The sequence below is a fragment of the Ammoniphilus sp. YIM 78166 genome, from assembly GCF_004522215.1.
Taxonomy (GTDB): domain Bacteria; phylum Bacillota; class Bacilli; order Aneurinibacillales; family RAOX-1; genus YIM-78166.
Window position 1 is genome coordinate 1 of record NZ_SDLR01000003.1, and the last position, 14818, is coordinate 14818.

The 14818-nt window shown below is 45.0% G+C and carries 12 protein-coding genes, 4 tRNA genes and 1 pseudogene; 9 read left to right on the forward strand and 8 right to left on the reverse strand.

The genetic code is table 11. The features are described from left to right. Positions 1-676: 676 nt before the first annotated feature. From EIZ58_RS11485 to brnQ, 6 genes are all read right to left on the reverse strand, one after another. A tRNA-Ala gene (locus tag EIZ58_RS11485) sits at positions 677-752 on the reverse strand. A gap of 33 nt (positions 753-785) precedes the next feature. Beyond that, positions 786-903, reverse strand: a tRNA-Thr gene (locus tag EIZ58_RS33255). 3 nt (positions 904-906) lie between these two features. After that, a tRNA-Val gene (locus EIZ58_RS11495) sits at positions 907-983 on the reverse strand. 44 nt (positions 984-1027) lie between these two features. Beyond that, a tRNA-Asn gene (locus EIZ58_RS11500) sits at positions 1028-1102 on the reverse strand. Between the two features lie 273 nt (positions 1103-1375). Further along, entirely contained in the window at positions 1376-1513 is a 138-nt protein-coding gene (locus tag EIZ58_RS11505; protein WP_370297670.1) for a YvrJ family protein, read from the reverse strand. Between the two features lie 23 nt (positions 1514-1536). Beyond that, complete coding sequence (gene brnQ, locus EIZ58_RS11510) at positions 1537-2877, reverse strand: branched-chain amino acid transport system II carrier protein (protein ID WP_370297706.1); 1341 nt, start codon at positions 2875-2877, stop codon at positions 1537-1539. Positions 2878-3047: 170 nt separating this feature from the next. On the opposite strand from brnQ, the gene EIZ58_RS11515 reads away from it, so the two are divergent. Continuing rightward, positions 3048-3179, forward strand: a complete 132-nt coding sequence (locus tag EIZ58_RS11515; protein WP_205672168.1) for a zinc ribbon domain-containing protein — start codon at positions 3048-3050, stop codon at positions 3177-3179. Between the two features lie 651 nt (positions 3180-3830). Beyond that, a complete protein-coding gene (locus EIZ58_RS11520; protein WP_134700985.1) occupies positions 3831-4085 on the forward strand; it encodes a hypothetical protein in 255 nt (84 codons plus the stop codon). A 729-nt stretch (positions 4086-4814) separates the two neighbouring features. Here the strand turns inward: EIZ58_RS11520 and EIZ58_RS11525 are convergent. Further along, on the reverse strand, positions 4815-5465 hold the full coding sequence (locus EIZ58_RS11525) for a DUF429 domain-containing protein (RefSeq protein WP_167577627.1): 651 nt from the start codon (positions 5463-5465) through the stop codon (positions 4815-4817). Positions 5466-5866: 401 nt separating this feature from the next. On the opposite strand from EIZ58_RS11525, the pseudogene EIZ58_RS11530 reads away from it, so the two are divergent. The 5 genes and pseudogenes from EIZ58_RS11530 to EIZ58_RS11550 all read left to right on the forward strand — a co-directional run bounded on the left by EIZ58_RS11530 (position 5867) and on the right by EIZ58_RS11550 (position 10414). Then, positions 5867-6166, forward strand: a pseudogene (locus EIZ58_RS11530) (RNA-guided endonuclease InsQ/TnpB family protein). 455 nt (positions 6167-6621) lie between these two features. After that, the gene (locus tag EIZ58_RS11535; RefSeq protein ID WP_134700988.1) at positions 6622-6891 is read left to right on the forward strand and encodes a hypothetical protein; all 270 of its coding nucleotides are present in this window, start codon (positions 6622-6624) and stop codon (positions 6889-6891) included. Between the two features lie 541 nt (positions 6892-7432). Then, positions 7433-8218: a hydroxypyruvate isomerase family protein gene (locus tag EIZ58_RS11540; protein ID WP_134700989.1), complete on the forward strand. Its 786-nt coding sequence runs from the start codon at positions 7433-7435 to the stop codon at positions 8216-8218. A 3-nt stretch (positions 8219-8221) separates the two neighbouring features. Then, the gene (locus EIZ58_RS11545; RefSeq protein ID WP_134700990.1) at positions 8222-9124 is read left to right on the forward strand and encodes an NAD(P)-dependent oxidoreductase; all 903 of its coding nucleotides are present in this window, start codon (positions 8222-8224) and stop codon (positions 9122-9124) included. 84 nt (positions 9125-9208) lie between these two features. Continuing rightward, complete coding sequence (locus EIZ58_RS11550; RefSeq protein WP_134700991.1) at positions 9209-10414, forward strand: alpha/beta hydrolase; 1206 nt, start codon at positions 9209-9211, stop codon at positions 10412-10414. A gap of 193 nt (positions 10415-10607) precedes the next feature. Here the strand turns inward: EIZ58_RS11550 and EIZ58_RS11555 are convergent, their stop codons facing one another. Beyond that, positions 10608-11213: a histidine phosphatase family protein gene (locus tag EIZ58_RS11555; RefSeq protein WP_134700992.1), complete on the reverse strand. Its 606-nt coding sequence runs from the start codon at positions 11211-11213 to the stop codon at positions 10608-10610. A gap of 471 nt (positions 11214-11684) precedes the next feature. Between EIZ58_RS11555 and EIZ58_RS11560 the strand changes: the two genes are divergently transcribed. After that, entirely contained in the window at positions 11685-14111 is a 2427-nt protein-coding gene (locus EIZ58_RS11560; RefSeq protein WP_240689043.1) for a sensor histidine kinase, read from the forward strand. Between the two features lie 10 nt (positions 14112-14121). Beyond that, entirely contained in the window at positions 14122-14769 is a 648-nt protein-coding gene (locus EIZ58_RS11565) for a response regulator transcription factor (protein WP_134700993.1), read from the forward strand. Positions 14770-14818 lie beyond the last annotated feature (49 nt).

A 14818-nucleotide genomic window follows, 5' to 3' on the forward strand; every position in this document is an offset into this window, starting at 1 on the left:
GGCGAAGCATATTATCTTTAGGAACGACAATATCATAAAACTCTGTAAACCTACTTAGTTTCAGCGTTTCTTGGTTTGAAATCATTTTAGTACCACCCACCACATACATTATTATCTTCAAGTATAAAGCAAAAGGGATACAGTCGCTCGATAAACATCAAGCAATTGCATCCCTTATTGTATAAATGGTACTTTTTCAGTGCCCTCCATTACAATTGGATAGGTTTATTTACTTTTCAGGTCTCCACCAACGTAGTCTCGTTCTAGCATCCATGAATCGTTTGTGTCATCTCGTCGATCGAGGAGGTCAAGGCTTCCATCTTACTTCCAACGCTAGTTAAGAGGTACTTAGATTGCCAACCAGCGGGATCAGGTCCAACTGTTTAATTGATTTCCCTCCAGGGACTTTTTTCGAAATGAGATTATTCTTCTACAGCAAAGTCGGATATAGTTCGTTGAGTGATTCCGGCATCCTTAATAATCTGAAGCTGCGGAAAACCTATCTTTCTTCACACGCTTTCCATAACGCAAAAAGCACCTCCAGTAATTTTGGAAAGTGCTTAGAAACGAAACGTCTATGTAATGGACTTGTACAGTGATTGACCGTTGGGCGGTACAGTGTAACGAAATTTATTCGTTTAGTCCTCGTCTAAGTCCCCGTTAATTAAAACGCTATTGGTGGAGCATAGCGGGATCGAACCGCTGACCTCTACACTGCCAGTGTAGCGCTCTCCCAGCTGAGCTAATGCCCCTTTATACGCAAATAGGCAAGAATGGCAAGGAAATGGTGCCGGCTAAAGGACTTGCCTGTCCTCGAGCTTTGCTTCCTGAATAGACTTCGAGGGGAAACCCTCAACCCCCCTGATTACAAGTCAGGTGCTCTACCAATTGAGCTAAGCCGGCGTATGGTGGACGATGACGGATTCGAACCGCCGACCTCTACGATGTCAACGTAGCGCTCTAGCCAACTGAGCTAATCGTCCAAAAATGGCTATGGAATTATGACCACTTCGGTATTCCTCCATATTGGCTCCTCAGGACCGACTCGAACCGCCAGCGTACCGGTTAACAGCCGGTTGCTCCACCATTGAGCTACTGAGGAATCTCTTAACAAGAATGATAATAAGACAGTCGAAAGAGAAGATCAAAGGTAATTTTCTGGCATGAAAACCAAAGAAAACATACTATTTCTCGGCATTTAAAGGGTTACTTTTCTTTCTAGCGCTCCAGCTTTTCCGAAAGAAAGAGTTGATAGGCATCTATTTAAGGATCTGAGCGAATGAAGCAGTTTTGTTTATCTAGCTTTCAAACTAGGATTAGCTTCTGCTTGAAATACATAAAAAAGAACCCGAAGTAACGGGTTCATTTTACATTTTTAGGGTTTCCACCAACTAAGTCTCCCTTTGCCAACCGTGGATCGCTTGGCTTCCATTTTGCTTTCTTCCCTTGTGAGCAAATACCAGGAAACAAAGATGGGGAAACCCAGATTGCCGATCAGTGGAATCAGGTCCAACTGTTCCAGAAGCTGTGCCCTATTTAAGAAACCTTCCGCTTAACCTGTTCCCCTTGGCTCTTGCCTTTCTCTAACACATATCCGATTCCCCCGCCAATCACAGCAGGAAGAACCCAACCTAATCCTAGGTCATATAGAGGCAGTGAACCGAAAAGGGCGACCATAGACTCCATGTTTAAGCCTGCTGATTTCAAGGCATCCACAATGCTCACGATCGCGGTTCCGATCATGGCACCGACATACACGCGACTAGCCCCAGCTAGTCGGCTGATGAAAGACAGGGCAATCAGCGTCATGGCCAGCGGATAAAGAGCGAGCAATACAGGCACCGAGAAAGCGAGAATCTGATTGAGCCCCATGTTCGCTAACCCCATGCTGAATAGGGCCAGCCCTACAACAAAGGTGTGGTAGGATACACTCGGCCAAAGCTTCGTGAAATACTCTCCGCAAGCGGTAACCAGCCCGACCGATGTGGTCAAGCAAGCTAGCGTAATCGCCACACCCAGCAAAACAGAACCCGATGTGCCCAGCAAGTGATGAGCGACAGTCGATAGGATTTCTCCTCCGTTGCCGGTTGGGCCAAGCAAGGACAAGCTAATCGCCCCTACGTACCCCAAAGATACATACACCAAGCTTAAACCGATCGCGGCAATCACTGCTGCTTTAATCGTTGCTGCTGTCAGCGCTCGACGGTCGGTCACGCCCTGACTTTGTACCGCTGAAATGACGACAATTCCAAAAACCAAAGCGGCTAAAGCATCCAAGGTAAAGTAGCCCTCAATTAATCCTTTGAAGAAAGGAGCCTCGGCATACGCCTCAGAAGGAGCGCCGATATCATCCAAAGGAGAGAAAATCGCGCGCAAGACCAGGACGGCAATGACAATCAACAAGACCGGTGTCAGCAGATTTCCGATCCGCCCAACAAGCTTGGAGGGATTTAAAGCCAGCCAATAGGTTATTCCAAAGTAAACCAACGTATAGACAAACAACGGCCAGCCTTGGGCATTCAGCACTGTAGGGAGGAAAGGGACCGCTCCCATCTCAAAAGCTACGGTTCCCGTTCTCGGGATGGCGAGCAATGGACCGATTGCCAAGTAAATGGAAAAGGTGAAGACGACCGAAAACTTCGGGTGAACGCGACTGGCTAAATCCTGCAAGTCCCCTCCCATTCGCGCAATCGCGGTTACAGCCAACAGGGGCAAACCGACCCCAGTAGCGAGGAAGCCAAGAATAGCCACCCAGAGGCTGGTTCCCGCGCCCTGTCCTAAAGAAGGAGGAAAAATCATGTTTCCGGCCCCGAAAAATAAGGCAAACAGCATAAGTCCGATGGTGAAGGTGTCTTTGGTTGATATTCGATTCATAATGTATGAAACCCTCCGGAAATGTTCTGAAAATAGTATGTGAATAAATCTTTCTAAGAATAACACATCCGAGACAATTGTTTAAGAGACTCCATAATTTTATAAAGGATTATTCGTGACTTTAGTCGTGAGAGGAATATGCACTCTAGTTAGGTTTTTCTTGAGGCAGGCTAATGTACCCGCGATACACTTCTCAGACATGCCCAAAACGTGGACATGACGAGAAGGCAAACCGAAACAAGAAAATGCCTTCATTCTACTGCAAAACGTGCAGGTATGCGTCCAATGATGTAATATTTCATTAGGATCTAATAAGAGATATAGATTAATAGCTTATTAGAATTAAAGGAATCTAATTTAATATATTAACTATGAATGTAAATTCGTAGAGGGACTGAAGGATACGCCAGCAAAGAATAAAGAGGAAAATGTAATCAATATAAGGGATATTGCACAAGGGCATAAGAAAACAGGAAGTTTGTCTGCTACAACAATTAATCGAATATTGGCTTGTATATCTTCTTTTTATCAATGGGTGATGTTGTCTGATGAAAGCTCAATGGTCAACCCTCTGCCTTGTGTTATTAACTTCAAGAAACATTCTATTAATGAAGGGTATACCGGCTTTTTATCATTCGCTGTCAAGAAGAGTGAAATTAAATCTAAGTTTTTGAAGGTGAAGACACCAAAAGCTCTTTACCTTGTGATGAGGGACAGTCCCTCAGTTGAGTATAATGAAAGAGGGTCCTGCCATTTGCAGGGCCCTCTTGATTGTGTGGGGGTGCAAGTCGAAAGGATTGCCTATACTCGACCCTTTTACAAAGTAAAACGCACAGCACTTTGCCGTCGGCGATCATAAACCAGCTGGTTCAGTTTCAAATGTCGCCTATAAAGCTCGTCATTCCGTTCGCAACATGGTAAAATGAAGAAAATATGTAGGATTGAGGTGATATTTTATGGTTTTTCGTAAGAAGATCGTTGGTTCAGATGCAGAAGTATTCAAACAATGGCTGGAACAGGACGAGAATACAGTAATTGACTTAGACGGAAAATTGTATTTAGTCAAGCCATTAAAAAATGAGGTGCAGGAAGAAATAGAATCAGATCTGGAATTAAAAAAGATCATTCAACATGCTAAAAAAGATATTGTAAACGGAGATCTCTACTTGACGGATGACATTCTTGACGCCATTGAGCGTGGTGAAATATAAGATGGTTATCAAATGGACTCGTACTGCTAGGGAATGCTTAACCCGTATTTCCAGTGAACGTTTCACTATCGAAGAAACTATGGTGTATAAAAGGCATATAGTCAAAGAAATCGAAAGGAAAATACTCTTCATGATGGAAGTAACTCCTTCAAAGGAGCCAGAGTGGAGAGGTACGTATCGAATCCTAGTGGGAAATTACAAAGTTTATTATTCTTTTTCGGAGGACATGAATCATTGTTATATTGAAGGTCTTAAGCACCAGCATCAAAAGTGATAAAAGATTCCATCATGATAAATGCTACACAAACATCACCTCAAAATATACTCCTCTACTCCATTCCTCCCATGCTGGCATCGTAGTATGATAGCTCCCATCAAATAATTTCAAATTAAGGGGAATTGTCCCATCTTAGAAAATCGAGCTTTCAGCATCAGGGAACGGACTATTCAATTGTTTATCAAATTCTTGAAGATCGGATCGAGGTCAAAGTATTGCAAAATGGAACAAGGGTAAACTCCTATGATGAGCTGAAGTGTAGAAAATCGAATAAAGAAACCCATGTCCGCAACCAATACGAAACCTCGCCCGGAAATAATTATTGCTGAGACAAAGATACCCCCTCAGGTAGGGGTGTTGTTCCCCTTTTACAAGGCAAAGTGCGGAGCGCTTTACCGTGGCGAACAGGTTCCTAACAGGGAGCCTGTTTTTCTTTCATCTGAGATGTAAAATTAGCAAACGATGGGAAAAGGATGAAAGGGCGGACGAGCTTTTCCTACCCACTTGGCTTCGCCACGACTCCACGCCCAAACCCCTAAGGCCGCTCCGCAAGAATCGAGGGTGTGAGATTCAGCAGAGACTTCATTCGGTACTTTAAACATGGACCAATCGGGAAAATAGGATGCCACTCGCTCTCGGTCAGCTTGATCCTTTTTATAATTCAAGACGACATGGATCTCTTTTTGCATTCGTAAGCCAAAGACAGCACCCGGGTGAACCTCAGCGATCTGAATGGGATTAGGCGTTGGAATGCTTAAAAAAAGTCTAGTAAGGGCGATCCCTCTGAGGGTTAAGTAGGCCATTCGGGTAAAAGTTGGAGGCATCACAGAGCTGCTTCGCATGCCAATGGATTTTACAACGGTTTGAAGCTCTTTATCCAGCTGTCGTAAGCCCCCTCCGTCTTCGTAAGAAAGGGGCGAATCGATCCCGATGAAAAGTGGCTGTTCTTTCGTTAACGTTTGAACAAGCTGAAAGATTTGCTGATCGGAGACTTCCTTCCATTGTTTCTCAAAGAATAGGCCCTCTTCTTTCACTTGGAACAAAGTCATCACGGTATCGCGATGGTTGGATGGACCTGCTAAATCGATTCCCATTACTTTCATGCTGATACTCCTTTTTGTACAGTAGTTATGATCATTGTATCGTCTACGGGGAGAAGGAGGATAGGCTTTTTTGAGAGAGGAAGAAATGGTAACAAAGTCCAACGGAAACTGGACTTTTTTCCGTGACTGGCTTTCCTCCTGCAAAAAAGATAAGTTATCAATAAAAGATATATTAGATAGGCGAACGGGACTCCTCTCCAATTCATTGGAGAGATGAAAGTGAGCTTTGCCCAAGCATCCCTTTTGGCATGAGTAGGGCAAATTTTCTCTCTTTCTACATACCATATGAAATTCAATCAACCGTTTATATAATTGATATTTTAATATTTTTTGATAGACTATAATTCAAGTTTAAGCTAGAACCGACGAAAGAACAGATGGGAAAAATGGAATGGACATACATGATTGCTTTTGAAGATTTAAACATCAAAGGTATGGTTAAAAATCATAACTTGGCAAAAAGCATTGTAGACGGTGGATGGAAGCAACTCATTCAATACACGCAATACAAAGCAGGGTATGCTGGTAAGCGTGTTGTATTGGTCAATCCACATCATACAAGTCAAGTTTGTTTGGAATGTAGAGCCATCGTAAAGAAAACATGATCTGAACGGATGCACGTATGCTTATGCGGTTACACCGAACACAGGGATGTGAATGCCGCAAAGAATGTACTTCGTCTTGCTCTGCAAGTAGCATAAGAAAAATAGGCTCGGAACGTGCCTTCGGGGAGAGAACGACAATAGTCGGCTCAATGAAACGAGAAGCTCGCTAATTTATTGGCGAGAGGTTCACTGCGAGTGCTAAAGACCGATGGAATGAAGAACCGGTTTTCTGTAAAAACCAGTTTACTCAGCAAAGGTTCAGGCTCTTTTAAGAACCAATGGTTAGGTGATGCCCGAAGTGGGGATTAGAACTGGTTTTGAGTTGTCCTCAATCGGGAGAGGAGGTTTCCCCATTAGGGAAAGCACTGAACTGGGATGTCCCGCATGAGGCGAGTCTAACTTCAATCAGAAGGATATAGAGGACTTAGGGTTGGAAGATGCCGTCTTGATCTGAGTCATCCAGTGCATTTGGTATCGGTGTCAGACCGATGCTTTTTCTTTCTTCGCAAGGATGTGCTGTGCTAAAATAGAACGCAAGGAGGTGAACATGAATGAATCAAAATGAAATGCTGCAGCTGATTTTAGAGAAGCTTGTTTCTTTGGAACAAGGACAAAAAGCATTAGAACAAGGACAAAAATCACTCGAACTAGGTCTAAAAACGTTAGAACTAGGCCAAGCAAGCCTGAAGGAGGAAATTCAAGAAAATAGGCAAGCGATACGAGAATTGCAAAACGATGTACAGGAGATCAAACAAGGGATGCGCTTTTATGATCACAAGATCGTAGAACATGAAAAGGAAATCTTTAAATTGAAAAGCTAATCCCCCTTTTTTATATCCCCCAAAGACTACCTCTTGACCTTCCCCACGCCAAGTCTCTTTTCATATCCATCCATTCTTCCCAAATTAACCCTTATAAGAGGTGACTTGTCTATGGAAAATATGACAGAAGGGCTGCGTGCCGTTCTCCAGGAAGAATTAAAACCTTATTATTTAAAAAAGATCTTCAGGTCATAAAGGAAGGGCAAAAACAAAATCCCAGCGAGCCTATCTCCCCTTTTAAGTAAAGTGCGGAGCGCTTTGCCGTGGGCGTTAATGAAGAAGGCGATAAAAAGATCGTTAATGAAGTAGCCCTATTCGCGTGATTCCTGATGAAGAGGTAAATAGAGTTTTTTTGGGCAAGCCTAGGCGCATTGTTTACCATACATCTAATGAAAAATGTATTATTTCACTAAGGTGATAGATGAAATCCAAATAGAGCGGATCGATATATCGATTCGCTTTTTTTCATAGCTAGGATCAAGATGTGGTATAATTTAGAATATTTATCTATGATTGATTTTGGTATTGTCTAGGAGGGACTATGCTGAAATTTGCTGCTAATCTTTCTACGCTGTTTACTGAAGTGGAATTCATGAAGAGGTTTTCTGAAGCGCAGAAAGCAGGGTTTCGTTATATTGAGTTCCAGTTTCCTTATGCTTACCCTTTTGAATCGATTAAAAGGGAGATGGAAATGAGAGAGCAGGAGTTAATCCTTTTTAATCTTCCGCCCGGAAATTGGGAAAAGGGGGAACGGGGGATCTCTATTATTCCAGACCGTAGACAGGAATTTCGTGAAGGTGTGGAAGAGGGGATCCGATATGCGGAGGTCTTGGGTTGCAGCAAGCTTCACTGCATGGCTGGAATCCTTCCCCATGATCTGGATTTCAGGGATGCTGGGAAGGTTTACGAGGAAAATATTCGGTTTGCCGCCGACAGGCTAAGAGAGTACGAAATTACCCTTATGATCGAACCGATTAACCGTTTGGATATGCCTGGCTACTTCTTGCACCGACTTGATCAGGCTGTAGGTTGGATTCAGGAATGGAAGCTGCCGAATGTAAAGCTGCAGTTTGATTTTTACCATGTCCAGCGCATGCAGGGAGAACTGCTTTCCTCATTTGCCCAATGTCAGGAGTATATTGGGCATGTTCAGATTGCGGACAATCCGGGTCGGCACCAGCCGGGGACAGGTGAAATTCACTATCCTAATGTTTTCCGCTTTCTTCAGGAAAGGGGATATACCGGCTTTATAGGCTTGGAATACTTTTCGCTAGGAAATACAGCACAAAGCTTGGATTGGCTCCAAGCAATGGATAGGGAGGTATAAAAAATGCGGATCGGGTTTATTGGATTAGGCGTTATGGGCTCGCGTATGGTCAAACGACTTTTGGATGCAGGCTATTTGGTAACGGTGTTTAATCGAACTTCAGAAAAAATGGCGCCCTTGCTTGAGCAAGGAGCCGAGGCTGCTGAGGATAAAGCCACATTGGCTGCCGAGTCAGATATCCTCTGCACCTGCTTAGCGATGCCAAGCGATGTCTGGGAAGTCTATGAAGGAGAGGGCGGAATCCTGAAGCATGCCCGTCCGGATACGATTTGTCTTGACTTTACCACGGTTGATCGGGAGACCAGTGTACGGCTGGCCGCCAAGGCCAAACAACAGGGCATTTATTATCTGGATGCTCCGGTAAGCGGTGGACCGGAGGGAGTGGAACAAGGAACATTAACCATTATGGTTGGGGGAGAAGAGTCAGCCTTTGAACAGGTATCGTCTGTCCTTCAGCGGTTAGGCAGTCATGTTCATTATTTAGGGTCATCTGGTTTAGGGAGTGTGGCCAAGCTTATGAACCAATATTTAGTTGCTGTTCACTCCCTCTCTGCATCAGAGGTCATGGTAGCGGGAACGGCGTTTGGACTTCGGTCCGAGCAGCTGTATGAGATCCTGAAAACAAGCTATGGGGACAGCCGGATGCTGCGCAGGCATATGGAAACCTATGTCCTTCCGCGTTCTTTTGAACCTGGGGGTGCAGTGAAATATGTCCTAAAGGACGTTCGATTAGCCAACCAGCTGTTTGAAAAAGTGGGGCTCGACGCCCGCACGGGGAAAAGTGCAGCCGAAGCTTTTCAGCTAGCGGTAGACGAAGGGCTGGCAGACTTGGACATGTCAGCGGTGATTCAGCCGTTGGAGAAGCAAGGAAAGGTAATCGTAAAGGACTCTAATAATAGGGTCTAACCCCGTGGTGCCCCCTTTGCGGGGCCTTTGTTTAAAGTACTCCCGATCGGAGATATCAGCCGTGGTGTCTAGGGAGGTGATAACATGTTTGCCCGTGGTTTCGTTAGAGGTCCAGAGCATCTCGAACTGAGTGTTATCTCGTACTATGTTTCTCATGTACGCCCGTTTTTCGGGATCCTTGCTAGTTACCTGTTCGCTAGCCGCCATCATTTTTATCGTATTTTTCTGCGTGATGCTCCAATCATCGATCTTCGATTGGATCAGGCGAAGCTTCAAGTAAGCTTCATTCTCAAAGTCTGCGATTTTTTCTATTATTGTAAGAATAATTGGCACATGATTCATTTGGATTGGAGTGTGAGTTTGATGTCGTTGTATCCCCATGTTAAACAAGCCTTAAGTTTGCTGCCCCCAACCGAGCCGTCAGCGGAAGAGATTGTTCGCTCGCGGCAGCTGGAGCCTACGCTTGTTCCGCCACTTGAAGACCGCCCCCATGTTCCATCGGTGGAGGACTTCACCATTCCAGGGCCTGCGGGAGAGATTCCGGTTCGCCTATATACGCCTAAGGGGGAGGGGCCTTTTCCGCTATTCGTTTTTTATCATGGAGGAGGTTTTGTTCTGGGCAGCATCGAGACCCATGATGTAGTGTGCCGCATCTTGGCCCGAGAAACCCGCTGTAAGGTCATCTCCGTGGGCTATCGTCTCGCGCCGGAGCACGCTTTTCCGGCAGCGCCTGATGATGCTTATGCCGCTGCACAATGGGTGGCGGAGCATGCGAAGTCCTTAAACGGGGATCCGGAGCGGTTATTTGTCGGTGGAGACAGTGCCGGAGGAAATTTAGCCGCCGTGGTGGCCCTCATGGCTCGCGACCGGGGAACGCCTTTTATCGCCAAGCAGGTTTTGCTCTATCCTGTAACGGATTTTCACGAGCACGAAACGCCATCGATTTACCCTTCTTATCATGAGAATGCTACAGGCTATGGGCTTACCAATCAGAAGATGAGCCATTTTTGGAATTTCTATCTGAAAAACCGAGAAGATCGAATGAATCTCTATGCTTCGCCGATTCGCGCAAAGGATTTAAGCGGACTTCCTCCTGCCCTTTTGATCAGTATTGAAAAGGATGTTTTGCGGGATGAAGGGGAATGGTTTGGCGAGCAGCTGCGGGAAGCGGGGGTACCCGTGATGTCCAAGCGGATAAAAGGTACGATCCATGGGTACTTGCGAATGTTTCCGGATCAAGTGGAAACTCAAGAAACGATGGAGCTGATCACGTCCTTTATTATAGATTAACTAGGAAAAGCTGTTGTTTAACCCGGTCTTGAGGAAATGACCGGTACGGTCCATTGTGCAATATGTCAAAGGCGTTGGCACTTAGACAACAGAGATGTTCTTGTTTTTTCGTTCTAGCGGAAACTGGGGATCTTAAGCACCGGTATGAGTGGGATTTTCATACTGGTGCTTTTTCGTCATTCATCACCATAATTCACCTTGCACGGTCTTCAATTTTGATGGAACACGGCGAAGTACCGTCGAAACCACCAACTTGAAAATTTTCAAATACATACAGCTTGCCGTTCTCCGGGGTCCTGAATTGGGGTCCCTTAAACCCTCTCTTCCGTAATTCTTTTCTTAACTCAAACATGAGGGCAGCATGTGCAACAAGAAGAACTTCTTGTTCAGGCTGTTGTTCGAGGTAGTCTAGGTAGGCGGAGATTCTCTTGTGTACGTCTGCCTGGGTTTCTTTGTAGGCGCGATGTTGAACATACCACGAAAAGCGTACAAGCATAGCCCATACTAAGAAAGGAAGTCTTCCTCTCCAAATCTCATGAAAGACAGGATAGTCTATCTCTCTTAAATCCTTGATTTCTATAATGTTTCCAGAGTAAATGGTTTGAGCTGTAGTGATGGCTCTTGGCATCGGACTCGAATAGCAGATCTTCCACTCTGTATCACCAAGTTGAGTGGTGGTAGTCTCTACATCAGAACTGTCATAATCTATAAACCATTGAGTTAGCTCCTCTGGTGAGAGGGTTCTTTTTTTTGGTAAGCCCTTGAGGACTTTAAAATGGCGAACTAACCCGATCTTCATTTCACATTTTCCTTTTCGAATTTATATTTTGAATTGGTGAAGATAACGGCAGAGAGTAGAGAAACTCTAGCGGTCAAACGGTGACCGTCAACGGCAAAGTGGGAAAGTGTTTTACGTCAACTTCTTGGAAGAATAGACCTCGTTTACTTGAGGATGAACCGATAGTCCACTAGAAATGATCGTAGCTGCCGCTACTACGCTGGCTATGATTTTCTTCATACAGCTTCCTCCTCCATGTGTTTTACTTTCGTGCTTCTTGTTAACTAGCATAATAAAAACCAAGCTAGGTTCACGCGCAAACATTGAAGGCATCCACGCAAATTTTTGCGTGCCTTACGCTAGAAGAAAGGGGTAAATCATAAAACTCATCGGGTACTCGAAAATTGCGGGCAACCCCGTTTTTTTGCGCGGAAAACATGGGTTGATTTATCTATAATGAAGCGTAGAGGATAGAGTAAAGGGTGAGGATGTATGGGGAGCTATGAAGAGATCATCAGGGGGGCTCAGCGTTTGTTGCTGAACTTGCCTGATCCTATTTATATCATGGATTTAAATGAACGAGTGTTTTGGGGGAACCACACATTTAAAGATTGGGTGGGTCATGAGGAGGAAAATGTACATCATCATCAAATTCTCCAGCTCGGAGAATTCAGGTTCCAGGATGTCCATCGAGAGCCGATCCTGAATGATGAAAATGTGCCGATTGCTTATTCGGTGTTCATGCCAAGAATACCGGGGTCAAGAGGGGTGGAAGAAGAAATCTTTCGAATTATTGCAGAGAATACATTGGACACGATTGTATTGGTCGACAGCCAAACGCTGGTGAGATATGTCTCACCCTCCATGACCTCGCTTACGGGATACGAGAGGGAAGAGTATGTGGGAATGAATGCATTCGATATCATTCATCCAGAGGATCGGGAACGCGTTCGTCTCGTTCATGAGCGTGCGCTTGAAACCAAGCAGCACATTGATATTGAATATCGAGTCATCCATGCGAAAGGCCATACTTTGCATATTGAGGCCAGAGTAAAGCAGGTCATCGACCAAGAAGGGAATATCAAGTATGTAGTGGCAGTAGCTCGGGATGTTACCGAGCGGAAAACGACGGAGCTGTTGCTGGAGAATATTTTAGATAATGTAAACGCCGCTGTCTGGTCGACGGATAAAGACTTTACAAGCTATACTTTCTGTTCGAATAGTATCCAGAAGATTTCTGGCCTATCCAAAGAAGAGATCATGTCTCGTCCTATACGACTGCATGATCATATTCACCCTGAAGATAACGAGCGGCTCCTGGGGGAAGTGAAAACGGGGCTCGATTGCGGCCTTCCCGTCGAAGTACCGATTCGCTGGATTCATCTTGAAGAGGAGATCCGTTGGAGCAGACTGATCGTTCACCCTTGGCTGGATCATGCGGGGAATGTCGAGCGATTAGACGGCATGATCTTAGATATTACCGATAAGATGCGCGCTGAACGGGCCTTGGAAGAAAGTGAGCAAAGATATAAGTCCTTATTTGAGCATAATTTGGACGGTGTCTTTTCGATCGAACTGGAGAATCTTTATTTAGTTCATGCCAACCGTGCTTTTGAACAGATCGCTGGAATGGAGTTATCCAAGCTGACGGATCGGTGCTTCTTAGGTCTGATTTATGATGAGGATCACCCACAAGTCTATCAGACTTTAGTTGAGGTGATGAACAGCGGGGAACCCAGGGATCTGGAGTGTCGTCTGGCTAATCAACGAATGGGTGAGAGGATTGTCAGCATTACGTTTGTACCGATTTACCTGTCTCAAAAATTAAAGGGAATTCATGGCATTGTCAAAGATATTACCCAACGAAAAGCAGAGGAGAAGGAGTTGATCCAAAGCGGGGAGAGAACGAAATTCCTGCAGCAAAGCTTACATCGATTGGCTAACGATTTGGCGAATGTGATGAAAGTATCCCAATTAGAGACCCGTCTTCAAGATGAAGTACAGGCGACCCTACAGGAAATGAGTGTTACCATTGAAGAAGTGCCGAAAGGAAGGGAAGCGGAAATCATGCTTCCGCATGAAACCTGGATCCAAATTGGAGAGAAGCAGCATCCTGTCTACTTGCGATTAGTACTGGGCCAACCCTTGCTCAAAATGGAGGAAGAATGGCTGGACACGGCGGTTCACTATGTGACCATTCTTTATGACAATCTACAATTGATTGAAGACCTCATGAATCGACTCGAAGACATGGTGTCGACGAAAGAAACGCCAAGATGGATGCTAAGGCTGTTATTTAAGCTATCGGAGAAGGAACGTTCCTCTCTATCCAGCGACCTGCACGACTCGGTGCTGCAGGATTTGATCATCTGGTATCGCAAGCTGGAATCCTTGTGCTCCGGTGGACCGTTTCAACAGGAGGTAGAGAAGCAACTCAGACAGATTGAAGAAGGGCTGTTAGATGCCATTCATCAAATACGAATTACCTGCAATGAATTGCGGCCGCCATTCCTACTGAAGATGGGGTTGGTAGAATCCTTGAAGAGTCTCATTGAATATACACGAATGTTTGCCAACTATGAAATTCAATTCCAAGCCGATCCGCCAGATGTCCCCTTGCATGAGGACCAAATGATTGGCCTCTATCGAATTGTACAGGAGCTGTTGAATAATGCCTCCAAACATTCTGGCGCCAATCAAGTTTGCTTATCTCTTTTCAGTCAGGGCGATGAGATCCATTTTACCTATTCCGATGATGGAGTGGGCATGGATCGGGAACTGCTCAAGGGATCTTTTCAGCATATGGGGATTGCGGGAATTGAAAAAAGGGTGTTGAGTTTGGAAGGTCAAGTGGAATTTCATACCGCCCCGCAGCAAGGGTTTCGTGTCGCGATACAATGTCCAAAGAATATGGTTTAGAGGTGAGGAGATGGAAGTCTTATTAATTGATGATCACCGGTCTGTCGTGGAAGGAACGAAAATGCTAATCGAATCGGAGCCGGATATCAATGTGACCATTGAAACGGATGTTTATTACGTATCCGACTTGGTCAGGCTGAGAAAATTTGATGTCATCCTGTTGGATTTATATATGCCGCATATCAATGGGGCCGATTTATCTAAGATAATACTCGAGCATGTTCCGGATGCGATCATTCTGATTTATTCGGGATTTGAAATTGCGCCACATTTTAATTTGCTGATGGAGTCAGGGGTTTCCGGTTTCATATCGAAGACATCGACCCGTGAACAACTGATTCAGACCATTCGCTGTGCCGCCAGGAAAGAAGCCATCATTCCCATGCAGTTACTGAAACAGCTGAGACGGCAAGAGATTGTCGTGCAAGGGGACACGGAGCATGATCAAACCACCATTACCCAGGAGGAGGATAAGTTGCTTCGCGAGTTGGCAAAAGGGAAGAGCAATAAAGAAATTTCCAAAACCTTAATGATCAGTCAACGATCGCTGGAGTATAGCTTGACAGAACTGTTCCAGAAGCTGAAAGTCAGCTCACGCGTTGAGGTCATTAAGAAGGCCAAAAACTTAGGGATCCTTCCGACAGAGGATCTATACTAATTCCGACCAGTCCATTTGTGACTGGTCTTTTCTTTTTGCGTGACCTGCG